We start from the raw sequence: 24149 nt of genomic DNA on the forward strand, positions 1-24149 counted from the left end.
GCTAATCGCCAAAGAAAAGTGCGGCAATCATGCCCTTTAGTAATGTATTAATCAACGTTTTTTAGTGTATTATTCGACAATTATATAAATCGAATAAGCCTTGCAGGGTCTAACTTCAGCCGGATATACGATGGATTTTAAAACTATCCAAGCGCTTACTGCCGATGACATGGCAAAAGTGAATGAAACAATTCAAGCCCAACTTAATTCTGATGTCTCTTTAATCAACCAGCTCGGTTTTTATATCGTGAGTGGTGGAGGCAAACGTCTAAGACCGCTTTTAGCGATACTGTCAGCCCGTGCACTTGGTTACCAAGGCAATGGTCATACAATGGCAGCTGCGTTTATTGAGTTCATCCATACAGCGACTTTGCTGCATGATGACGTGGTAGATGAATCAGACATGCGCCGTGGTAAAGCCACTGCGAATGCAGCATTTGGCAATGCGGCTAGCGTATTAGTTGGGGACTTTATCTATACACGCTCATTTCAGATGATGACGGAACTAGGATCCATGAAGATCCTTAAACTAATGAGCAATGCCGTAAACGTGATCGCCGAAGGTGAAGTACAGCAGTTGATGAACTGTAACGACCCTGACACGACAGAAGAAAGCTACATGCAAGTCATCTACTCTAAGACTGCGCGCTTATTTGAATCCGCAACTCAAATCGGTGCAATCTTAAATGATGCTCCTGAGCATGTGGAAATCGCAATGCAAAATTACGGTAAGTATCTAGGCACTGCGTTTCAGCTCATTGATGACGTCATGGATTACACTTCTGATGGCGAAGACATGGGTAAAAATGTGGGTGATGACTTGGCCGAAGGCAAGCCAACTTTACCTCTGCTCCATGCTATGCGTAATACCACACCAGAAAACGCCATCATGATTCGTGAAGCGATTGAGAAAGCGAATGGCATGGATCGCTTAGAAGAAATTCTTGCGGTCATGAAAGAAGCAGGCTCTCTGGAATACACAACGCAAAAAGCTCTAGAAGAAGCAGACAAAGCAATCGCAGAACTATCAGTGTTGCCAGAGTCTGAATACAAACAAGCGCTTGTTACTCTGGCTCATGTCGCAGTACAACGCACGAAGTAATCAATAGCTACCCATAACGCAAGACTTATAGCAAAAAGGAAGAGCATGCTCTTCCTTTTTTACGTTTGATACCTAATGACGACGCCGGAGGCGCTAGTAATATCTGTCACTACCGCCATGCAGTTGTGGATCATCTTCTATTTCATCAAAGCTAACGGCGAGCTGCTGTTCAGTCCCTTGTTTGGACAACAGTACCGTCTCTGCTTCATGGTCAACCACTAATATCGTACCGACGCCTTGTTGGCACTCAACAACCATGCCTTTACGGATTCGACTCGCTTCCATCATCTTCTCCTTCACTACGTGGTTTTATTCGACCATTTTTACGAAGTTGAGAAATCAAGGATCAAAAAAGCCGATCAAAATGATCGGCTTTCTTCTTATATAGGCTTTCTAGATTACTTTGCGAATTCAACACCAATGTTGATGTCGCCATTTAGTGTTTCTAGCATACCGTCTAATGCAGACTTTTCGTAATCGCTGAGTTTGCCGTAGCTTAGTACTTCTTCAACGCCTTCTTTACCCAGTTTCACAGGTTGCGCGAAGTAAGTCGCGTGTTCGCCGTCGCCTTCAACGTAAGCGCACTCAACTACGCCTTCTTCACCTTGAAGAGCACGAACCAGAGACAGACCAAAGCGACATGCAGCTTGGCCCATTGATAGTGTTGCACTACCACCACCCGCTTTAGCTTCTACAACTTCAGTACCTGCATTTTGAATACGTTTCGTTAATGCTTCTACTTCTTCAGCTGTAAACTCAACACCTTCTACTTGAGACAGTAGAGGTAAGATCGTTACGCCAGAGTGACCACCAATAACTGGCACGCGAACGTCACCTGGATCTTTGTCTTTAAGCTCAGCAACAAACGTTTCTGAACGGATAACATCCAACGTTGTTACACCAAATAGACGACGCTTATCATAAACACCCGCTTTTTTAAGAACTTCAGCAGCAATTGGCACTGTTGTATTTACAGGGTTTGTGATGATACCAACACAAGCTTTCGGACAAACAACCGCAATCTTCTCCGCTAGCGATTTAACGATACCAGCGTTTACATTAAATAGATCCGCACGATCCATACCTGGCTTACGCGCAACACCAGCAGAAATTAGCACAACATCCGCGCCTTCTAGTGCTGGAGTAGGATCTTCACCAGCGTAACCTTTGATAGAAACTGGCGTAGGGATGTGGCTAAGATCAGCGGCCACACCAGGAGTTACTGGAGCAATATCATATAGGGCTAGATCAGAACCAGCAGGAAGACGGTTCTTAAGTAGAAGGGCCAGGGCTTGACCGATGCCACCAGCGGCACCAATAACGGCTACTTTCATGTAGTTCTCCTTGAGAGTATTTCTCTTATAAACGTATTCGTAGGGTAGTTTGTAACCAACTTAAATAAAGCTATCGGAATCACAACTTGATTACAATCAATTAACGCTAGCTTTGCGACCTCGCGCAACTCGCTGTTACCGTGCTACAAATGGGGCTTGGATTATTCTTTTATTCTGTTGAAATGACAAGGAATTCAAGAAAACAGATACAGCCCTACTTCAGCGCGCTAAAGAATTCTATGTGGTATATAGTTTACAGTGACGCATCTAACATAATCCTGGGACTCTTTGGCACCGCCTGAATATATATGCGAGAATATGCAAAATTGCTGACCCGTAATAAGAGATTTGTAATGACTATGCGCAATTCAGAAAAACAAGACAACTTAGTTCGCGCCTTTAAAGCCCTGTTAAAAGAAGAAAGCTTTGGCTCACAGGGCGAGATTGTTGACGCACTCAAACAGCAAGGGTTTGAGAGTATCAACCAATCTAAAGTCTCACGTATGCTGACTAAATTTGGCGCCGTCCGTACGCGCAATGCAAAAATGGAAATGGTTTACTGTCTTCCTGCTGAGCTAGGTGTCCCAACAGTCAGCAGTTCTCTGCGTGAACTAGTACTAGACATCGATCGTAACGCAGCGTTAGTAGTAATTCACACTGGCCCAGGTGCAGCACAGTTGATTGCTCGCTTGCTTGATTCACTCGGTAAATCCGAAGGTATTCTTGGTGTTGTCGCAGGTGACGATACCATTTTCATTACGCCAACCATGGCAATTACGACTGAGCAACTCTTCAAATCAGTGTGCGAGCTGTTCGAATATACTGGTTAAGTTCTATAAAGCTTCAATCAGCTAACTCATTGTGGGTTATAAAAGAAGTCTCATTTTGTAGCCCATAATTTATGTAAATTTTTTGCTTACTCCGCTCATTCTTTAACCATCCATTTTGTGATTAACATCACGCAATTGATCTTTTTCATTTCAGTCACTAAACGTTAATTAAGCAATTGTTTTAAAAAGAATTAAATCACAAATTGAATCCTATACCCTGATACAAAATTCAGACTTATCAACTATAACATTTAACAATTGGATAATTTTCTGCCAATTTTTTGTTATGATTCGCTCGCTTTTTCAAACGATTGGATTGAAAAAGGTGCCGTTTCCAAATAGGAAACTCCAGAAGTGATTTATGGTTATTTCCGGGTAAATAATGAATATAAGGAAGGGAAATTCATGGCATTTAACAAACTTCTCAAAGTAGGCGCTATCGCTGCAGCCGTAATGGGCGCAGGCGCAGTTAACGCTCAAGAGTTTATTACCATCGGTACTGGCTCTGTGACAGGTGTTTACTACCCAACTGGTGGTGCTATCTGTAAGTTGGTAAATAAAGGTCGTAAAGACCACAACATCCGTTGTTCAGTAGAATCGACTGGTGGCTCAATTTACAACGTTAACACTATCCGTGCAGGCGAATTAGATTTTGGTATCGTGCAATCGGATTGGCAGTACCACGGCTACAACGGTACGAGCAAGTTTGAAGAACAAGGCCCGTACAAGAAGCTACGCGCAATGTTCTCTCTTCATACAGAACCTTTCAACATCATTGCGCGTGCAGATTCAGGTATTGAAAACGTTGAAGACCTGAAAGGTAAGCGCGTAAACATCGGTAATCCAGGCTCTGGTGACCGTGCAACGATGGGCGTTGTCATGGAAGCGATGGGTTGGACAAACGACAGCTTCAAATTGGCGTCTGAGCTAAAAGGCTCTGAACGCTCTCAAGCACTTTGTGATAACAAAATTGACGCCTTCATTTACATGGTCGGCCACCCGAACGGTTCAATCAAAGAAGCAACCACATCATGTGATGCGAAGCTAGTTTCAGCAACAGGCCCTAAAATCGATAAAATTGTTGCCGACAACCCATACTACGCCTTTAGCTCAGTACCGGCTGGTATGTACCGCGGTACAGACAAAGACGTAAACAGCTTTGGTGTTGCAGCAACAATGGTAACGACCTCTGATGTTTCAGACGATGTCGCTTACAACGTGGCAAAAGCTGTGTTTGAAAACTTTGATACCTTCAAACGTCTACACCCTGCATTCGCAAACTTGAAGAAAGAAGACATGGTGAAAGCTGGTCTTTCTATTCCTCTTCACCCAGGTGCAGAAAAATACTACAAAGAAATGGGTCTAATTAAGTAATTTCCTCAGACTCTACATACAGGCAGGAAAGAATATTTTCTGCCTGTTTGAGCATACAGGTTGTAGCACGTTCTAACTGTATGCTTCATTCGCCAGTTTTCTTCTGAAAACTGCGAGCTCATACCCAAGAAAACTTAAACGCCGCCTAACAGAGTACCCAACAATCAACACTTTGAGTTCAGGCAGCAAAATACTCGAAAGCAAACTTCGCTCCATTCACTACACTGATAGAGGCGAAGTGTGGTTCTCGATAAAAATCAGACAGGACCATCAATAATAAGGAAAAAGTACATGGCGACGAATCAAGCTCCGTCACAAGATGTGCAAGAAATGGTGGCTCAGGCAGACACAGGTGCACGTAGCCCTTCGGGAATGCAAGGACGAATCCTTTGGTTTGTTCCTCTGTGTTGGTCACTATTTCAATTATGGTACGCATCCCCGTTACCATTTATTTTCAATTTTGGCGTACTGAACGACACGGAAGCGCGATCTATCCACCTTACTTTCGCGATCTTTTTGGCTTTCACTGCTTATCCAGCGATGAAGAATTCTCCTCGCGATCATATCCCTCTTGTTGATTGGATACTCGCGTTGGCTGGCAGCTTTTCAGCAGCCTATATATACCTTTTTTATACCGAGCTAGCAGGACGCTCAGGCGCACCGACAACGGTTGATATCGTTGTTGCTGTTATCGGTATGCTCCTCCTTTTAGAAGCAACACGCCGAGCACTTGGTCCACCATTAATGGTCGTGGCTGCTGTTTTCCTTACTTACACCTTTGCAGGCCCTTACATGCCTGACGTTATCGCGCACAAAGGGGCAAGCTTGAACAAGGCCATGTCTCACTTGTGGCTAACAACAGAAGGCGTATTTGGGGTTGCGCTAGGTGTTTCTACCTCTTTTGTCTTCTTGTTTGTATTGTTTGGAGCAATGCTGGAACGCGCTGGTGCTGGTGCTTACTTCATTAAAGTTGCCTTCTCGTTACTTGGCCATATGAAAGGTGGTCCAGCTAAAGCGGCCGTTGTTGCATCAGGTTTATCTGGTCTGGTTTCTGGTTCTTCAATCGCAAACGTAGTAACAACTGGCACCTTTACGATTCCACTGATGAAGCGTGTTGGCTTTCCCGGCACAAAAGCGGGTGCGGTAGAGGTAGCGGCTTCAACCAATGGTCAGTTAACACCGCCAATCATGGGTGCAGCAGCATTTTTGATGGTGGAATACGTCGGTATCTCCTACGTTGAGGTGATTAAAGCCGCCCTACTTCCAGCGCTAATCTCTTATATTGCTTTAATTTACATTGTTCACCTTGAAGCGTGTAAAGCAGGCATGACAGGGCTTCCTCGTCGCCACAACCCAACACTAGTACAAAGTCTGCTGTCCTTTACTGGCACAATCTTAGGATTGTGTGTGATCAGCGCATTGGTTTACTACGGAGTGGGTTGGACAAAGGACGTCTTTGGTGATGCCGCGACACCAATTGTTACCGTCGCACTATTAATCGCGTACGTTGGGTTGGTGAAAGTCTCAGCAAATCACGTGCAAGATGGCGCAATTGAGATTGATGCAGAATTAACAGAAGTACCTGATCCTGGCCCAACCGTTAAGTCAGGCTTGCACTACCTACTCCCTATCGTCGTATTGGTTTGGTGTTTGACTGTCGAACGTTTCTCACCTGGTCTTTCGGCATTCTGGGCAACGGTGTTCATGATTTTCATTTTGCTTACTCAACGTCCGTTGATTGCACTGCTGTCAAAGCAAGGTGATATGCTTCAGCAAACCAAAGATGGCTTTGTCGATCTTGCCGAGAGCTTAGTTTCTGGTGCGCGCAATATGATTGGTATCGGCGTTGCAACCGCGGCAGCGGGCACCGTAGTTGGTGTTGTTACACTAACGGGTATCGGACTAGTGATGACCGACTTCGTCGAGTTTATCTCTGGTGGCAGTATCATTCTTATGCTGCTGTTTACCGCCATCATTAGCTTGGTTCTGGGGATGGGTCTGCCAACAACGGCGAACTACATCGTGGTCTCTACGCTAATGGCGCCGGTTATTGTTACGCTCGGCGCGGCGCATGGCTTGATTATTCCGTTGATAGCGGTGCACTTGTTCGTTTTCTACTTTGGTATTTTGGCCGACGATACCCCACCTGTAGGTCTTGCGGCTTTTGCAGCAGCAGCGATTGCGAAATCAGATCCAATTCGTACCGGTATCCAAGGTTTTACTTACGATATTCGAACCGCTATTTTGCCGTTCATGTTTGTGTTCAATACCCAGTTATTGTTAATGGGGATCGACTCTTGGTGGCATTTGGCACTCACGGTCATTTCATCGATCATTGCAATGCTGATATTCTCTGCGGCAACTCAAGGGTGGTGGTTCACGCGTAACAAGTGGTGGGAAACAGTCCTATTATTAGTACTGACATTTTCGTTTTTCCGTCCAGGTTTTTGGTGGGACATGCTGTACCCAGCGAAAGTTCTTTCTCCTGGCGTTGAGGTAGCTCAAATCACGGAAACACTAAATGTAGGAGAATCATTGGAGTTACGTGTTGCCGGTGAAAACCTTGAGGGCGACTACATTGAGAAAACGGTTCGTCTTCCATTCGAAGACAGTGCGACAACAGCAGACGCACGTATTTCATCTATGGGTCTGATGCTGACCGAAAGTGACAACAAAATGATTGTCGATATGGTTGAATTTGGTAGTCCAGCAGAGTCCGCAGGTATCGACTTTGATTGGGAAATCAAGTGGGTTATCCAGGATGCAGACCGTCCGATGAAAGAGTGGGTGTTTGTACCATGCTTAATGATTTTGCTGGTGCTTGCAATGAACCAAAAACGTCGTGCTCGTAAGGAACAATTGAGCGCATAACCGATTTGGCCCCGAGGATAAAGGGGCCTTAATGAGAGACATTGAATGTACAAACAAATTCTTGTTCCGGTTGATCTAAATGACCAAGGCTTTTCAGACCGAGCGGTTGAACTAGCGGTTTGGCAGGCAAAGCAAGCAAATGCTCAAATCCATCTTCTGACGGTACTACCTGGTATTCACATGTCGATGGTTGCCACATACTTTCCGAAAGATGCTGCAGCCAAAATGAAGCAAGACGTGAAGCAGCAACTAAAAGCTTTCGCTAATGAGCATATTGCTGAAGATGTGGTTTACCAAGTGCATGTTGCTGAAGGCAAGGCCTACGCGACCATTCTTGATTATGCAGAACGTTTAGGCGCTGATCTCATCATTATGCCAAGTCACAAGCGCTCTAAAATCAATAAAGTAATGCTTGGCTCCGTCGCGAGTAAGGTTGTGGAATATTCTCCAATCAATGTGATGGTCGTAAAACCGCAAGGCTAAGTAAATACAGAAACGAAAAAGGACGCTAACATTAGCGTCCTTTTTATATGAAACAAGTAAGGGTTATGCCATCACTGGGTAATCGGTATAACCTTCTGCTCCACCCAAATAAAAGTGTTCTGGTTTCGCCTCATTAAGAGGTGCATTTTTCTTAAATCGCTCAACTAAATCTGGGTTTGCGATAAAGGGAACGCCAAATGCGACCACATCAACTTTGTTTTCTGCAATTGCTGCTGCCGCTTCTTGTGCACTGTAGCCCACGTTCGCCATTAAGTGACCTTGATAGTTTTCGCGTGCTGGCTTGAGAACATCTGCTTTTTGTACGCCTTTCAGATCCGCACGCATCACGTGCCAATAAGCAAGATCGAAAGAATTAAGTTGCTCTGCTAAGTAACGCACCAAACCAACTGGATCACTGTCTTTCATGTCATTAAATCCATTTAGCGGAGATGTGCGCAGACCGACTCTTCCAGGTCCCCACACCTCAACGACTTCTTTCACTATTTCAAGTAAAAATCGAGCACGATTTTCAACCGAGCCACCGTATTCATCGGTACGTAAATTTGAGCCGTCACGAAGGAAGTTATCAATAAGATAACCATTGGCGCCATGTATCTCGACCCCATCAAAGCCGGCTTTCTTGGCGTTTTCTGCACCTTGTTTAAACGCCGCAATAATGGAAGCTATCTCATCCACTTCGAGTGCTCGTGGTACCGTATATGCTTGCTTACCCGAAGGGGTATGGACTAATTCATCACGAATAGCCAATGCGCTCGCCGCTACAGGTGTTTTTCCTTCATTCAGATCAGGATGACAAGCTCGTCCCGCATGCCAAATTTGCAGTACAATCTTACCGCCTCTCTCATGAACCGCATCCGTTACCTTTTTCCAAGCTGCGATTTGCTCTTCGTTGTAAATGCCCGGCTCTGCCATGAAAGCAGACGTACCTTCCATCACCATGGTGCATTCAGCAATGATAAGTCCGGCACTCGCACGTTGAGCGTAGTATTCAACCATAAGGTCATTAGGAATATGGTCTGCGCCAGCACGAGCTCGCGTTAAAGGCGCCATAATGGCACGGTTATCTAATGCTAATTGACCGAGTTCGATAGGAGAAAATAAGTCTACAGAGTTGGACATGGTGTTTACCTCAAATGACAATAACTTGATGGCTAAGGATGAGGTGCCAGACTATAATCAGATTAATATTGAAACAATATGGATAATTGAAAGTGATTGTTCGCAATTTAGAAACAATTGACTTTAGAACGCTTTCTATCTTTGTCACAAGCTGTCGACTACTGAGCTTAACCAAGTGCGCGCTGGAGTTAAACCTACCAAAATCTACTGTTAGTAAAGCCATAACCAAACTCGAACAACACTTTGAAGCCAAACTCCTAGAGCGCACAACCCGAAAGTTAGTGATCACCGAAGCTGGCCAAATGGTTTTAGAGCGTGCTGCAAGCTTAGTTGAGGAATTCCACTCAATTGGCCATGACGTACAGGAGATGGAACAACAGATCCAAGGCCGGCTGCGTATTTCCGCGCCACCAGCGTTGGATGCGTATATGGCGGAACACATCTTTTTGCCATTTTTAAAACAATGGCCAAAAGTACAAATTGCGTTAGAAGCATCGAACGATTTTGTTGATCTGTTTTCACACGGCTTTGATATGGCAATTAGAGTCGGTCAGATAGTTGATGATCGATTAATCGCAAAAAAATTAGGCTATACCACTCGAGTCCTGGCTGCTAGCCCTGAGTATTTAGCTGAGTTCGGCGTACCTGAAACGCCAGAAGACCTGACAAAACATAACTGTTTGAGGTATCAATATGTTTCAGAAATAGGGCCTTGGACGCTGATCTCACACGATAATACCGTCAATGTTTCAATAACCAGTAACTTCTCAAGTACAACTGTAGAAGCAATATTAAAAGGCGCACTTAAAGGACTAGGCATCGCGAACTTACCTGTGCAGAACATGACGCAAGAGCTAGAAAGTGGCACCTTAGTCAGAGTGTTACCGCAATGGCACACGGTACCAATGCCTATTTATTTAGTCTATCGTCCTGGAGCAAACCGCCCACGGCGTGTACAAGCAATGATTGACCATATCATGAGCTTAAGATCTCAATTTGAATTTGGCCCTCGGCATGGTTTGTGTTGCGGAGAAGCATAACCTAGCAACTATCAGGCACTAGCATGCTGCTCGGATAAATGCCGCAAGCTTCTCACTAGCATGCTGTTCACTCAATGCAGACATATCACCCGCGGCTTCCACTTTACCATCTGCCACAAACACAAAGTGGCTGGCAATCGCTTTGGCATCGCTTAAATGGTGCGTGACCATCAATACGGTTATTCCCCGTTCTGCTGCGAGTTTTTTTACCAAGCTCAGCATCTCTTCACGCAACACCGGATCAAGCGCCGAGAACGGCTCATCCAATAGCCACATGGGATGAGGCTGAACAAAACAACGCGCTAAGGCAACACGTTGACGCTGGCCACCAGAAAGATGCTCTGGCAAACGGTCGAGGTACTCTGCAACACCAACTTGCTGCGCGGCTTGTTCAATCTGACGATTTTGGTCCACCGTGAGCTTTAGCCCCGGGTGTAAGCCCAAACCGATGTTGTCACGCACCGATAAGTGAGCAAACAAATTGTGCTCTTGGAACAACATAGAGAACGGACGCAGATAAGGCTCTTTACGCACAATGGACTCACCATCAACACAAATATCACCACGGTCAGGATGGATGAATCCTGCCACCAACGCCAGCAAGGTTGACTTCCCTGCCCCACTTGGTCCCATCAGCGATACAATCTGTCCTTGCTCAATCGTTAAGTCAAAACGAAACAGTTCACGTTGGTAGGTGTACTGCACATCATCCAACACTAACATTACGCTCTCTCCTTCGTTTTCAATACTTTCTCAATCAAGGCAAAACAGCCCACACTCAACAACAATAGGGTCACCGATACCACCGCAGCTGCGTCCATCTGATAACTGCCAAGCAACTGGAACAAATACAGAGGTAAGGTACGAAACTCTTGTCCACCAAACAGTGCGATGGCACTTAAATCCCCTATTGCAAACATAAAGCTGATCGCAAACGCATGTGCAAACGGCTTGCGTAGCGCCTGCCACTCCACCACTTTAAACCGTTGCCAGCCACGCATGCCTAAGCTGGCACATACATACTGATACTGTTGTTCAATGTGCAGCATTGGCTGCGCTAGCGTTTTGATCACGTAAGGCAAAGCCATCAAACCGTTCACCAAAATCACGACAAAAAATGCCAAGCTAAAAACATCGGTAAATGCGCGCTGTAGTAAGAATAAACCGGTGCTAATCACCAGACCTGGAGTCACCAAAATAATGGTGCCGATTAACTCTATCTGATCGGCTCGCGTGTTTTTGTACTGCAACCGCCAACGGCGACTGGTCAATAGTATGGACACCCCTGCAGCGACCGCAAGCGCGCTAGCGACACAGGCGACTTTGAGGGAGTTCAATAGCGCAAACCAAAAACGCTCATCGGTTAATACTGTCCAAACTTGTTGGTTGATGCCACTCAGTAACACCATCAATAACGGCGGTATTACCAGTAAAAAGGCACCTATGATCCAAAAGCTATCCCAAGCTTTTGACCACCCATGATCCTTCGTTAAATATTGCTGTACCGATGTGCTTCCAGCACTGATAGAAACAGGCCTTGTTAACTTCTGCACACCAATAGCAAGCAGTCCACATAACAGCATCTGCCACAGCGCCAATAACGCCCCAGCTTGTAAATCAAAATCAAACTTAATCGCTTGGTAAATGGCCAATTCAATGGTGGTGGATTTTGGCCCGCCCCCCAACGCCATTACAGTGGCAAAACTGGTAAAGCACAACATAAACACCAACCCACAAACGTGGGGAAGCTGCTGCCTTAAACGCGGCCATTCTACCCAGCGAAACTTATCCCAATGGCTCATCCCAAGATGCGCGCAAAGCTTATGCTGCTCGGCAGGAATAGACTCCAAGGCTTGCAGAAGCAATCGTGCCGCGTAAGGTAAATTAAAGAACACATGGGCGAGTAAAATGCCGTTCAAACCGTAAATAGAGAATGGCAGTTTAGTGTCGAAACTTTGCAACCACTGCGCCAACAAACCACTGTTGCCATAAATCGCTAACAGCCCAAAAACACCAACCAAAACCGGCAAAACCAGTGTCGATGCAAACAGCTTAAGCAGTAATGATTTACCAATAAATTGGCGACGCGAAAGTGCGTGCGCTACTGGAATGGCAAAGCCAACACTGAGCAATGTGGAAAGAAACGCTTGGTAGAAACTGAACTTGGTGACATGTTGATAGTACGGGTCGCCCCATACCACAGACACATCAAGTGAAGGGGCTTGAACAATCAAAGCACCTAGGGCAGAAATAACAAAGGTCGCGATGATCATCGCGACCCCTAAACCTATTTTTGGAACAGAATTCAAAGGTAAAACCTATCTCATTCAGATGAGGGTGGAAACGTCAGCTAAAACGTCAATGCGCTTTGCCATTCGCGAATCCAAGACTTACGCATTTTTGCCACTTCATCAGCACTAAAGCTCAACGACTTGCTTGGAACACTCAAAGTTTCAAAACCTTTAGGTAACTCAACGTCAGTGACTGGGTACATCCAGTTACCCGTTGGCATCGCCGATTGGAACTCATCACTTAAAATGAAATTCATAAATTGATCAGCAAGTTCTGAATTTTTTGCCCCTTTCACTTTGGCGGCGACTTCAACTTGCATGTAGTGGCCTTCAGCAAAATTCGCCGTCGCAAACTTCGAATCGTTTTCCGCAATTAAGTGGTACGCAGGTGAGGTGGTGTAAGAAAGCACTAAATCGGACTCACCATTGAGGAACATAGAATACGCCTCAGACCAACCTTTCGTAACCGTTACGGTTTTGCTTGCTAGCTTCTGCCACGCTTGCGTCACATCGTCGCCATAAATAGATTTCATCCATAGCATTAAGCCTTGGCCCGGCGTTGAAGTCCGCGGATCTTGGTAAATCACTTTCAGATCGTCGCGCGTTTCCACCAGCTCTTTCATGCTTTTCGGCGGATTAGCCAGTTTCTCTTTGTTGTACACAAACGCGAAGTAGCCGTAATCGTACGGTACAAACGTCGTGTCGCTCCAGCCGTTTGGTAACACTGTGTTGGCCGTATCCACATTGTGCTCGGCAAGCAGACCGGTTTTCTTCGCTTCTGCCATCAGATTGTTATCCAAACCTAATACGATGTCCGCTTTGCTATTACCGCCTTCAAGACGAAGACGATTCAGAATCGACACACCATCGTCCAACGCTACGAAGTTAACGTCACAGCCACATTTTGCTTCAAAAGCTTGCTCGATTTTAGGACCCGGCCCCCAATCTGCGGCAAAAGAGTCGTAGGTATAGATGGTTAATGTGTTTTCAGCGGCAAACGCTGAAGTAGAGGTGATTGCAGCTAGGGCAATCAGATTTAGAGTGGGTTTCACTGCTCGCTCTCCATGAGTATTTCAGAGAAATAAGTTGAGCGGCACAGGGTTTGAGGCGGCTATTAAGGACTTCCAATATCCAGACTCAATTCCTACGCCAGCATTATCTGGTTCAGGTAATACGGGTCCCTAGTTAAACACTTAGGTCTCAGCGCCCCAATGCATTGATTGACTCAATGCTAAATGGGTTTGCTCCCCGATGAGTTGGATGGATTGTAAAGGTATTTGAGTGGTTACACAATCAGCTCACGAGCGCTGGTCATAACCCCAACGAGGCACCAAACCTTGCTCAATACCTAAGTGGTCAAGAATTCTCGCCACCATAAAATCCACTAAGTCTTCAATACTCTTTGGCTGATGATAGAAGCCTGGAGCTGCTGGCATGATGGTGACGCCCATTTGCGACAGTTTGTGCATGTTCTCCAGATGTAGCGTTGAAAATGGTGTTTCGCGAACCACGAGCAACAGCTGCCCGCGCTCTTTCATTACCACATCAGCGGCCCGCTCGATCAAGTTATCTGACATACCATGCGCAATCGCTGCAACGCTTCCCGCAGAACATGGGCAAACCACCATTTGCTTTGGTGCAGCAGAACCAGACGCAACCGGTGAGAACCAGTCATCTTTACCGCAAACGGTGATGTTATCGGGATTGCAGTTCAGGTGCTCTACCAATGCTTGCTGCGCTGCTTCTGGACCACTTGGCAGCTTAAGATTATGCTCGGTTGCCATCACAACACGAGCTGCCGAAGAAATCAGAACGTAGACATGATAATCCGCCGCAACCAAGCATTCTAAAAGACGAAGGCCGTAGGGAGCACCAGAAGCCCCCGTTAATGCCAACGTGATGGCTTTTTTGTGAGAGGGTTGTGTTTTGTTTTGCATATCAATCAGGCTTTTTGTTTTAACTGCTCAAGAAGTTTTCCGTGAATACCACCGAAGCCACCATTACTCATGACTAGAATTTGGTCACCTGCTCGCGCACGTTCGACGATCTTGGCTACAAAGTTATCTATATCCGCATCGACAAACGCTGGCTGTTTGCATTGGTCGGCAATGTCTTGCACAGACCACTCGATATTATCTGGCTGGAACAAGAAGACTTCATCTGCACTGTGTAGTGACTCTGCAAGTGTGTTTTTGTGTACGCCACGCTTCATGGTGGCAGAACGCGGCTCTAACACAGCTAGGATGCGTTTTTCACCTACCTTGTTACGCAAACCACCGACAGTAAGTTCAATTGCCGTTGGGTGATGCGCAAAATCATCGTAAACCGTCACACCTTGTTCTTCACCTTTCAGCTCTAAACGGCGCTTGGTATTGATGAAACGCCCTAATGCTTGGCAAGCAAGATCCGGAGTGACTCCAACATGTCGTGCAGCAGCGATTGCCATCAGCGCATTATCCACATTGTGGTCACCCACCAAATTCCATTCGACGGTACCAACCTTCTCGCCTTGCAACGCAACGTCAAATTTTGAGCCATCAAGCACTAATTTGTGCGCTTGCCAGCCACCATTCTCACCAGAGAACTGTTTTTCAGTCCAGCAGCCACGCTCTAATACATCCGCTAACGCCTGATCTTTTCTCGGCGCTAAGATCAATCCATTGCCCGGTACAGTTCGCACTAAATGATGGAATTGGCGCTTGATCGCTTCTAGATCATCGAAGATATCAGCATGATCAAACTCAAGATTGTTCATGATTAAAGTGCGAGGATGGTAATGCACAAACTTAGAACGCTTATCGAAAAAAGCACTGTCATATTCGTCCGCTTCAACGACAAAAAACATACTTTCACCCAAACGAGCAGACACTCCGAAGTTACCGAGTACCCCACCGACTAAGAAACCCGGTTGATAACCACAATCTTCAAGTATCCAAGCAAGCATGCTCGACGTGGTCGTTTTCCCATGTGTACCCGATACCGCCAATACCCAACGATCATGCAGCAAAAACTCGTTGAGCCACTGCGGGCCAGAGGTGTAACGCATGTTAGTGTTGAGCACATGCTCGACACAAGGGTTGCCACGGCTCATCGCATTACCAATCACCACAAGATCTGGTTGAGGGTCGAGTTGAGACGGGTCAAAGCCTTCAATAATTTCAATACCTTGAGACTCAAGCAGTGTGCTCATTGGCGGATAAACGTTGGCATCAGAACCAGTGACTTTATGTCCTAATTGGCGCGCTAGAATCGCTGCGCCGCCCATAAATGTGCCACAGATACCCAAGATATGAATGTGCATAAACTAAACCTTGTAATGCGTTTTTTAATGCTTTCATTATCGCGATTACCGCCTGAAAAGCGAGTGACTTTAGCCTTCTTCTTGCAGTCCCTTTCACAAATATGACAAGGTTGAACACAGACTGTACAACCTCTTGCTTACTGATGAATCCCTCAAACAAGTCTACAAATAAATTGAGATCTCAAACAGTTACTTCATTACCATTAAAAAGATCTGCGACTTAAACTTACATCCAGCGCAATCGTTTAACATCCATAAAGAGATGCTCACTTGCGCACTACCCCCAATGAAATGAAAATGTAAGGATTAACCATGTCAGGACTGCGCACCCTAGGCGAGTTCATTGTCGAAAAACAAGCGGATTTCCCCCACGCTAGCGGTGATCTATCATCCCTTTTAGCCTCCATTCGTTTAGCTGCAAAAATCGTTAACCGCGAAATCAACGCAGCGGGTCTCGGTGATATCACTGGTGCTGTAGGCACGGAAAATGTCCAAGGTGAAGATCAGCAAAAGCTCGATGTTTACGCGAACGATAAGTTCAAAGCCGCGCTTGAAGCTCGTGATCAAGTGTGTGGCGTTGCCAGTGAAGAAGAAGACGAAGCAGTTGCGTTCAATAAAGAACTCAACCAAAACGCCAAATATGTAGTACTGATGGACCCACTTGATGGTTCTTCTAACATCGATGTGAACGTCTCTGTTGGTACTATCTTCTCGATTTACCGTCGTGTTTCTCCAATCGGTACTCCACCAACTGAAGAAGATTTCCTACAACCTGGTCACAAGCAAGTGGCTGCGGGCTACGTGATTTACGGCTCCTCCACCATGTTGGTATACACAACTGGTAACGGCGTAAACGGCTTTACTTACGACCCATCTATCGGCAGCTTCTGTCTTTCTCATGAAAACATGATGATTCCTGATGATGGTAAGATCTACTCCATCAACGAAGGTAATTACATTCGTTTCCCTCAAGGGGTGAAGAAGTACATCAAGTACTGCCAAGAAAACGTGCCAGAAGACGGTCGCCCATACACTTCTCGCTACATTGGCTCGCTGGTTGCTGATTTCCACCGCAACCTACTGAAAGGTGGTATCTACCTTTACCCAAGCACACAAAGCCACCCACAAGGCAAGCTACGCCTGCTTTACGAATGTAACCCTATGGCATTCCTCATTGAGCAAGCTGGCGGCATTGCATCGGACGGCGTGAATCGCATTATGGACATCAAGCCTACTGAGTTGCACCAGCGTGTACCTTTCTTTGTGGGTTCGAAGAACATGGTTCGCAAAGTTGAAGAGTTCCTTGAACTGCACCGCGACGAAGAATAATTTCAGACCTTTGTCCAACGCGGCAGGTGTTTACCTGCCGCGTTTTTGTCGCTAAAGTGAAACGCGAATTTATCATCAGATGAAGCCGCTTTTGTGTGACTCATCGTTAATGAAAAGGAATATTCTAATGAGCTTAAACCATGTACCAGCAGGCAAGTCGCTGCCTGAAGATATCTATGTCGTGATCGAAATTCCTGCAAATGCAGATCCAATCAAGTACGAAGTAGATAAAGACTCTGGTGCTGTATTTGTCGACCGTTTCATGTCTGCACCAATGTTCTACCCATGCAACTATGGCTACGTGAACAATACCCTGTCTCTTGATGGCGACCCAGTCGACGTATTGGTACCAACACCATACCCACTCATGCCAGGTTCAGTCATTCGCTGCCGTCCTGTTGGCGTTTTGAAGATGACAGATGAATCGGGTGAAGATGCAAAAGTGTTTGCGGTTCCCCACTCAAAAATCTCGAAAGAGTACGAGCACATCCAAGATGTGGACGATATCCCAGAACTACTGAAAGCGCAGATCACGCAATTCTTTGAGCGTTACAAAGAGCTTGAAGCAGGCAAATGGGTGAAAGTGGATGGTTGGGCAGATGTTGCTGCCGCCAAAGCTGAAATCCTAGAATCTTACGAGCGAGCTCAGAAAAAATAAGCATCACTGCTGATACAAAATTAAAAAGAGCTGCTCTAGGGCAGCTCTTTTGCTTTCATCTTACCTGTGTCAACTAGATAGGTGCGCCTGCTGAAGACATTCGTCCAGCGTCGTAGTCATGTTGAAAGAAGGGGTCAACATCATCACAAATGCCAAAATACGGCCGCCCGATAACACCGAGCATATAAGCACTTTGCTCACAATACTCTTGTTTGCCTTGCTGGTAACCCGCTTGATAAGCCATTATCAGTTCTGGCGTCGCATGGTTAACATCATCCAGCTTCGCAATTCGCTCCTCAGATAACTCCCGTAATCCATCTAAAGCTGACTGCTTACCAAACACTTGCCAATCGGTCACATTATTCGAAGTCGGTAGTGTTGTTTGTGCGCATGCAGCAAGAAGCAACGCCATTACTCCAATTACGAATGCTTTCATCGTGACTCCTTAGTGTTTAGCTCGTTGCTATTGATAATGTCAGTATAGCTCACACCTTTTGACACCAATCGCCGGAAGCGATTTCTTCGGTTAATTGCTCAGTATCTTGATATAAGTAGATCCAAGCTTGGCCAAACGGCGTAACGATGCTCTCTCGGCGATATTCCACTGGCACATCTTCCAACTTATCTAGCTCGGATAAGGTTTCATCATCAATCAGATACACTTCACCTTGAATCGAGCGTTGCCCATCAGACAACGCTGGATAAGGGCCTAAGTCATACATTGCAAATTGAGCATCCGTTTCATGTAAACCAAGAAACTGCGCCGAGCGCAAATACTGATGGTTGTACTCTCCCTTGCGTAACGTGCCGTAGACAAAAATCAAATGCTGCATAACCACTCCTTAGTCATGACTGTGTATGCTTAGGTTAAAGCACTTTAATCGAACTCAAACTGATAGAGTAGGTCAACGGCGCTATCTACACCAGATACCGCTTCTAAATACAAGTCTTGCATCAATCGGTAACGCACAGTGAACTCACCTAGGGAGTTAAAGATGCCGACACCATATTTCACCTGCAAACCTGGCAGAATATAACCACTCACCGTCACTTGCGAGTCATCGCCCGACCCAGCAGTGTCCAGCTGTAAATCCTGTACGCCAAAGGCTTCACCGATTTCACCAACCACACGACCACTCTTCGCCAAGCTTAAACCAATTAAGGTAGTTGTCATTGCATTACCACCGGCTTCACCATCAATATCTTGACCACGAAGTAGATAAGAAAGTGCATTGGCTTGGTTCATCGCGGGCTCTGAGAAAATTTCTATACTCGGATCAGATGCTGGGCCTGACACTTGTACCCCCGCAATGACATCATCTTGGGTATTGTCTGGATTACGAATCGCTTTGATAGACAAGTAAGGTTGATCTGGTGGACCATTCATCAGAATCTTACCTTCTTTAATCAATAAGTCCTGACCAAACGAACGATAAGAACCGTCGACAACATTCACTTCACCAACGATGAAAGGACCTTTGTCTTTTTGTGTCACGTTTAGGTTCCCTTTCAACCCACCTTTTAAACCAAAAGCGGCAAGTTGGAAGTCATCACCAATTTTAATGTTGATGTTCGTTTCCACATCAAACGGCATCGCAGCCACATCGTCCACTGGCTGCAAGTTTTTATCGAGAATAACGGTATCACTCGATACGCCTACCGCACTTGGTGGAAGCTCTTCGACGACAATTCTGCCCCATGGCAAATTAATATCACCCTCAATTTTCGCAAGCTGAGGGGTCACATCTATTGTCATGTCAGGCTCCACTTTGATTTTTACCATTGGAGGCAAATCAACATTGAGCTCTTTAGCAAATACACGCGCTTTAGTGCGCCAGTTCTGTAAGTCCTGCCAGTCGGCATCACCGGTAACGTTCAACTCACCATCCGGGGTTAAAATTCCGGCATCCAAGTCCGCTTGATGGCCTTTAAAGTTGATGACGACCTGCCCTGAGTTTATATCTATCGGTGTGACTTCACCCTGTAGCTTCATTTGGTCAATCAAGAACTGACCGTTCACCTTCGGATGCATAACGTCACCTGATATCGCTAGGTCAGTATTCATGTTTGCTTTAAACAAGCTGTACTCACCAATCAACGGTGCCAAGAAGTCCAAGTGGAACGTAGAGAGTGAAACCTTACCATCAATAGTGGGCTTTTCAGACGAGACATTCAGTAAAGAAACCTTACCAGACAAGTCACCGTTATCTTTCACATCAAATAGCCACTCGGCATCAAGCTTGTCTTTCGCTAATGCTGCTTTAAAGTTGAAGCTTTCCCAACCGACTTTAATTGGCTGTTCAAACGCTTGTTCAACTTGGCCTTTTGGCATATTGAGACTTAAGGTTACTTCAGGCTTTTTCTCTGGTGCCCATTTAGCAAAAGCCTGTGCATTAACCGAGCCTTGCAGCTTGGTTTCTGGCGGCAGGAATTGTTTGATTTGGTCAAAATCAAAATCATTGATGGCTAACTTCGCCTGGCCACTCTTACCGACACTAATGTCTTCGGTTAGACATACGCTCGACTCCGCTTGCAACCAACAATGCGCTTGAACGTTCGCGATCTGTTTGTCGATATTGACCTTCACCGCGGTCGATTTTTGCAACGCCCACGGGCCTTGTTGCGAGCTCAGCGTCAAGCGGCGCAGCGCCCCATCCCAAATCATTTCTGGTTTCTGCTGGAATGTCCCTTCAATTTCTAAACTGGTCGACACCAGGTCAGACACTACATCGAGCGTCAGTTGATGCAGTTTTTCATCCCCAGAGACTTCAAGGTCAGCACTATCAACTTTTATGTCGTCATAGGTAATGTTGTTCGCAATAAGGCTTATGTTCGCTTTTGGTGCTGGCAGAGGCTTCACATCACCCTTTAAGGTGATCGTTTCTACGTTCGCCTGTTGCTGCCAGTTTATCTGATTTAAAGCGAGATCAAGATTGATGTCTGGTTCTTTCAAGCTACCACGTAGTGCGACTTTACCTTGCATTTTACCTGCAAGATCCGGAACACTTTTCGCAAAATCAGGGAAGTTAACCTCAACATCCATCAGAATTTGCTTATCGATCTTACCCTTTGCACTGAGTTGGTTTGGACCATGAGAAAGCGCTAAACCCTGAGTGGTAAGTTGGATGTCTTCGCCTTTGCCGTTTTTATCAGACGCTTCAAGTTGCCCTTCAACATTCAGCGGATACCCTCGCAAAATGCCGTCAATGTCTAACTTAGGCAAACTGACTTGCCAACCGCCTTGTTCTGTTAACGACCCCGAAGTCGAAAGGTTACCGCTGATATCCCCTTCAGCTTCTTTCCATTGTAAACCTGGTTGAATGTTTTTCAGGTTCAAGTCAGCTTGCCAGTTGATTGGCGCGGCCCAATTGGCCATGACTTTCCCAGAGAGTTCGCCCCCTAAGGTTTTCACTACAAGGCTTTCGAGGTCAATTTGCTCTAGCGTACCTTTGCCGTTTAGTGCGACATCAACGGCGGGAATATCTTTGCCCGAAGCTTTGGTTTCTAATGCGACTTCGTAGCCATCAAGTGAGCCTTTTGCCGCCAAGCTTGGTACAGAAACCTGGTAATCGCTTTGTCCAAATAGCGGCCATTGCGCCTGTACATTTTTAATCGCGACATCAAACGGCAACTGTGTTTTAAGCGGTTGAATATCACCTTTGATCTCCGCTTGTACAAGCTCAGAAAGCGTAGCATTTAGTGACAAATCACCAACCGAACCCGAGACCGAAAGCGACAGTTTTTGTCCCTTCGCATCCGCTTGCTTCACTAACGCGTCCAATTGCGCTTTGATAGGGTAATCAGAAGAAAGCGTCACTTGTGTGCTCAACTTGCCTTCCACTTCTGGCATGTCGAGCTCTAACGTTTTGACATCAACACGTTCACCGCCTGCTCTTGCAACCAAACCAAGATGATTGACGATCACTGGCGTTTCACCCGCCAGTTTGAAATTGTGAATATCAAGACGACGCGCTTCAACCGTCAGTGGAATCCATACTTCGGGTAACACAATATCTTGCGGCGTAACGTCAGTTTCTTTCGGCTCCTCGGCAGCCGCTTCAGGTTCAGCCTCACTTGGTGCTAAAGCCACATTAATGTCTTTCAACGCGGTAGGTGCGATCACCAAACGATCACCCTGCATCGACAAAGCGGTCGAGAATGTTTGCCAATCAATTTGATTGCCCAGCACATTGACATTGATGTCATTAAAGCTGACTTTATTAACAAAAATTGGCACTGGCGTACTGATAGAACGCAGTGGTGGTGTTTCCTCTTGCTCCTCGCTTGCTGGCGGTAGCTCTGGCATCTTAAAGTCAAGCCCCTGCAGTCTTAACTCATCGACACAGACCTTAGGGTCAAAGAAACAGCGGAAGTTCACTGCCAAAGCTAAACGCTCGACTTTGGCGTCGATATTCAAAGACTCATCGACAAAACTGACGTTATGCAGTTCGAAGCGAGGAAACAATGAACCCTGCACTTTTTCAATCTGCAATTGTGGTAATGCTTTTTCAGCTCCCCACAAGGCAAATTTGAGGCCTGGGTGGGTAAACAAAACTGTCGCGACAATAATGATGAGCAACAGCAATAGACCAATCAAACTGAGCGACAGCCATTTGGTCCACTTAAACATCATTTTGATCATAGCTCAGGCCCCAATGAGAAGTGGATACGAAACTCTCGTTCTGGTTTTGCATCCAACCCCCATGCAAAATCAAAACTAACAGGGCCCACCGGAGACGCCCAGCGGATACCAACACCAGCACCTGATTTCCAATCTGGTGTTTCATTAAACGCATCACCAATATCGTAAAACGTTGCAGCCCACCAGTTTCCATAAACACGATATTGATATTCTAATGTACTGCTAACAATGTATTTACCACCCGTCAAAGCACCACTCTCATCCACAGGTGAAATAGATTCATAGCCGTAACCACGAATATTATTGTCACCACCAGCGAAGAAACGCAGCGACGGTGATAGTTTTTCAAGTTCATCGGTAATATTCGCACCACCTTCTAAGCGGAACAAACCACGATGATTCTCTCCAATACCACGAATCCAAGATGTCGAGCCAATTAAGCGGAGCACTCTAGTTTCAGAAAGCATAGCGGTATCACCATACTCAATAGTGATGCTTTGCTTGTCTCCCCACATTGGCATATTGCCCCCTCGAACCCTAGTCCGAGAAAATGTCGCACCTGGAAGTACGAAGTTGAATTCATCATCTTGTAAACCTTGCGTAAAGCTCTCGTACAAATGACGAACATAAACGGTATTATGCCAACCACCGTCTGCTAACCAATGACGCTCCACTGCAAGGTTAGACTCGATACTCTGCGTGTCACGGTTGTCTAGGTTTTTAAGCCCATATTGAACTTGATAATAATCGTTAGCGACATCTTCTAAAGGAATTTTGTAAGAAGCAGTCACGGTTTGCTCTGGCTTAGATAGGGATAAAGCAGTGTTGAAACTGTGTCCTCGGGAGCTCACCCAAGGTTTCTTCCACTTCAACGTTCCTCGAACGCCAACATCCGTTGAGTAACCAATACCCGTCTCGATCTGATTCTTCGAAGCAGGAGATAAAGACACTTTAATTGGCAAGTCTCGGCCATCATCAAGCCTATCCAATTCAGGCTCAACAAAAACTGAGGAAAACCACTCCGTATTTGATAGCTTCTGGTTAAACTCGCCCAGCTTCGAAACGTTGTATGGGTCCCCTTCTTTAAAAGGTTGTAGTGATGCGACACGGTCTTCCCAGATGTGGTTGCCAATAAAAGAAACGTCGCCAAAATTGAAACGTATTCCACTGCTGTAGTGCAAACGGACATTAGCTTCGTTCAGATCAGGGATAACCTCTAATCGACTTAGCGTAAACTCACCATTGAAGTAACCACGCTGAAGCGCCAAGTTACGAATGCCTGACTTAAGGCTGTCGTATTGGCCTTGATTCAAAACTTGACCAACTTTGAGCGGAGAGCGCTCAATAAGTTTTGCAAACTCTTCATCGTCCTTGGCCTCTCCAGTGATGACCACATCCATGACTTTCACTTTCACTGGCAAGCCCGGCTTGATGAGCACAATTAACTCATCATTCGCTTCAGGAATAGAGTATGAAATTTTTGCATGATAATACCCAAGCGCGTTAAGCGCTTCAGTGATACTTTGATCTAATCTCGCTTGAAAACGCAGAGAAGTGGAGTAATCCTTCTCTGGAATAGATGATAGATACGCACTGACATTCTCTTCTAAAGCGCCATCAATGCCTTTCAAAGTCAAAGAAACATCGGCATAGGCACCATGAGAAAAGGCAAACAGGCCAACAATGGTGGGGAGAGCTTTTTTTATCATGCTTTTATGGCTGAATGAGGTTAAGTAAACGTAAATAATGATAAC

20 protein-coding genes and 1 riboswitch are annotated in these 24149 nt (G+C 45.8%); of the genes, 8 read left to right on the forward strand and 12 right to left on the reverse strand.

Translation table 11 applies throughout. The features are described from left to right. Nucleotides 1-130 precede the first annotated feature (130 nt). Nucleotides 131-1102, forward strand: coding sequence for an octaprenyl diphosphate synthase (gene ispB, locus R7E29_RS18560; protein WP_005383097.1), 972 nt, complete (start codon nucleotides 131-133; stop codon nucleotides 1100-1102). Between the two features lie 93 nt (nucleotides 1103-1195). On the opposite strand, the gene R7E29_RS18565 is transcribed toward ispB, so the two are convergent. Together R7E29_RS18565 and mdh are read right to left on the reverse strand one after the other, a co-directional pair. Further along, nucleotides 1196-1387 (reverse strand): hypothetical protein, encoded by a 192-nt coding sequence (locus R7E29_RS18565; RefSeq protein ID WP_005379661.1) that lies wholly within the window; start codon nucleotides 1385-1387, stop codon nucleotides 1196-1198. Between the two features lie 113 nt (nucleotides 1388-1500). Next, nucleotides 1501-2436 carry a malate dehydrogenase gene (mdh, locus tag R7E29_RS18570; RefSeq protein ID WP_005379660.1) on the reverse strand — a complete coding sequence of 312 codons (936 nt, stop codon included), beginning with the start codon at nucleotides 2434-2436 and terminating at the stop codon, nucleotides 1501-1503. Nucleotides 2437-2795: 359 nt separating this feature from the next. Here mdh and argR point away from each other — a divergent pair, with 359 nt between their 5' ends. From argR to R7E29_RS18590, 4 genes are all read left to right on the forward strand, one after another. After that, on the forward strand, nucleotides 2796-3266 hold the full coding sequence (argR, locus tag R7E29_RS18575; RefSeq protein WP_005379659.1) for a transcriptional regulator ArgR: 471 nt from the start codon (nucleotides 2796-2798) through the stop codon (nucleotides 3264-3266). Nucleotides 3267-3671: 405 nt separating this feature from the next. After that, on the forward strand, nucleotides 3672-4640 hold the full coding sequence (locus R7E29_RS18580) for a TAXI family TRAP transporter solute-binding subunit (protein ID WP_005379657.1): 969 nt from the start codon (nucleotides 3672-3674) through the stop codon (nucleotides 4638-4640). A 291-nt stretch (nucleotides 4641-4931) separates the two neighbouring features. After that, entirely contained in the window at nucleotides 4932-7511 is a 2580-nt protein-coding gene (locus tag R7E29_RS18585) for a TRAP transporter permease (protein ID WP_017820274.1), read from the forward strand. Nucleotides 7512-7556: 45 nt separating this feature from the next. Next, nucleotides 7557-7994 (forward strand): universal stress protein, encoded by a 438-nt coding sequence (locus R7E29_RS18590; RefSeq protein WP_017820275.1) that lies wholly within the window; start codon nucleotides 7557-7559, stop codon nucleotides 7992-7994. 63 nt (nucleotides 7995-8057) lie between these two features. Here the strand turns inward: R7E29_RS18590 and R7E29_RS18595 are convergent, their stop codons facing one another. After that, a complete protein-coding gene (locus R7E29_RS18595) occupies nucleotides 8058-9134 on the reverse strand; it encodes an alkene reductase (RefSeq protein ID WP_054576642.1) in 1077 nt (358 codons plus the stop codon). A gap of 92 nt (nucleotides 9135-9226) precedes the next feature. Between R7E29_RS18595 and R7E29_RS18600 the strand changes: the two genes are divergently transcribed. Beyond that, nucleotides 9227-10174, forward strand: a complete 948-nt coding sequence (locus R7E29_RS18600; protein ID WP_005379650.1) for a LysR family transcriptional regulator — start codon at nucleotides 9227-9229, stop codon at nucleotides 10172-10174. Between the two features lie 18 nt (nucleotides 10175-10192). On the opposite strand, the gene thiQ is transcribed toward R7E29_RS18600, so the two are convergent. From thiQ to mpl, 5 genes are all read right to left on the reverse strand, one after another. Continuing rightward, nucleotides 10193-10897: a thiamine ABC transporter ATP-binding protein gene (thiQ, locus tag R7E29_RS18605; protein ID WP_005379648.1), complete on the reverse strand. Its 705-nt coding sequence runs from the start codon at nucleotides 10895-10897 to the stop codon at nucleotides 10193-10195. Continuing rightward, the gene (thiP, locus tag R7E29_RS18610; protein WP_258631368.1) at nucleotides 10897-12483 is read right to left on the reverse strand and encodes a thiamine/thiamine pyrophosphate ABC transporter permease ThiP; all 1587 of its coding nucleotides are present in this window, start codon (nucleotides 12481-12483) and stop codon (nucleotides 10897-10899) included. The genes thiQ and thiP overlap by 1 nt, the downstream gene beginning before the upstream one ends. A gap of 41 nt (nucleotides 12484-12524) precedes the next feature. Further along, nucleotides 12525-13517: a thiamine ABC transporter substrate binding subunit gene (gene thiB, locus R7E29_RS18615; protein WP_054576640.1), complete on the reverse strand. Its 993-nt coding sequence runs from the start codon at nucleotides 13515-13517 to the stop codon at nucleotides 12525-12527. 72 nt (nucleotides 13518-13589) lie between these two features. Continuing rightward, a riboswitch (TPP riboswitch) is annotated at nucleotides 13590-13726 on the reverse strand. 37 nt (nucleotides 13727-13763) lie between these two features. Then, entirely contained in the window at nucleotides 13764-14402 is a 639-nt protein-coding gene (locus R7E29_RS18620) for a flavin prenyltransferase UbiX (protein WP_033906022.1), read from the reverse strand. Nucleotides 14403-14407: 5 nt separating this feature from the next. Next, complete coding sequence (mpl, locus tag R7E29_RS18625; protein WP_054576639.1) at nucleotides 14408-15766, reverse strand: UDP-N-acetylmuramate:L-alanyl-gamma-D-glutamyl-meso-diaminopimelate ligase; 1359 nt, start codon at nucleotides 15764-15766, stop codon at nucleotides 14408-14410. 312 nt (nucleotides 15767-16078) lie between these two features. Here mpl and fbp point away from each other — a divergent pair, with 312 nt between their 5' ends. Together fbp and ppa are read left to right on the forward strand one after the other, a co-directional pair. Beyond that, entirely contained in the window at nucleotides 16079-17095 is a 1017-nt protein-coding gene (fbp, locus tag R7E29_RS18630; protein ID WP_005383114.1) for a class 1 fructose-bisphosphatase, read from the forward strand. A 127-nt stretch (nucleotides 17096-17222) separates the two neighbouring features. Further along, nucleotides 17223-17753, forward strand: a complete 531-nt coding sequence (ppa, locus tag R7E29_RS18635; protein ID WP_005379635.1) for an inorganic diphosphatase — start codon at nucleotides 17223-17225, stop codon at nucleotides 17751-17753. Nucleotides 17754-17826: 73 nt separating this feature from the next. Here ppa and R7E29_RS18640 read toward each other — a convergent pair whose 3' ends face one another. The 4 genes from R7E29_RS18640 to R7E29_RS18655 are packed head-to-tail and all read right to left on the reverse strand — an operon-like array spanning nucleotide 17827 to nucleotide 24104. Beyond that, complete coding sequence (locus tag R7E29_RS18640) at nucleotides 17827-18189, reverse strand: DUF2799 domain-containing protein (RefSeq protein ID WP_017633454.1); 363 nt, start codon at nucleotides 18187-18189, stop codon at nucleotides 17827-17829. Nucleotides 18190-18238: 49 nt separating this feature from the next. Then, nucleotides 18239-18586, reverse strand: coding sequence for a gamma-glutamylcyclotransferase (locus R7E29_RS18645; protein ID WP_054576638.1), 348 nt, complete (start codon nucleotides 18584-18586; stop codon nucleotides 18239-18241). Nucleotides 18587-18630: 44 nt separating this feature from the next. Beyond that, nucleotides 18631-22395 carry a translocation/assembly module TamB domain-containing protein gene (locus R7E29_RS18650; protein ID WP_258631428.1) on the reverse strand — a complete coding sequence of 1255 codons (3765 nt, stop codon included), beginning with the start codon at nucleotides 22393-22395 and terminating at the stop codon, nucleotides 18631-18633. After that, nucleotides 22392-24104, reverse strand: a complete 1713-nt coding sequence (locus R7E29_RS18655; RefSeq protein ID WP_005383121.1) for an autotransporter assembly complex protein TamA — start codon at nucleotides 24102-24104, stop codon at nucleotides 22392-22394. Before R7E29_RS18655 ends, R7E29_RS18650 begins: the two co-directional genes overlap by 4 nt. Nucleotides 24105-24149 lie beyond the last annotated feature (45 nt).

The organism is Vibrio sp. Vb1729 (assembly GCF_033338655.1).
In the GTDB taxonomy this organism is placed as follows: Bacteria; Pseudomonadota; Gammaproteobacteria; order Enterobacterales; family Vibrionaceae; genus Vibrio; species Vibrio alginolyticus.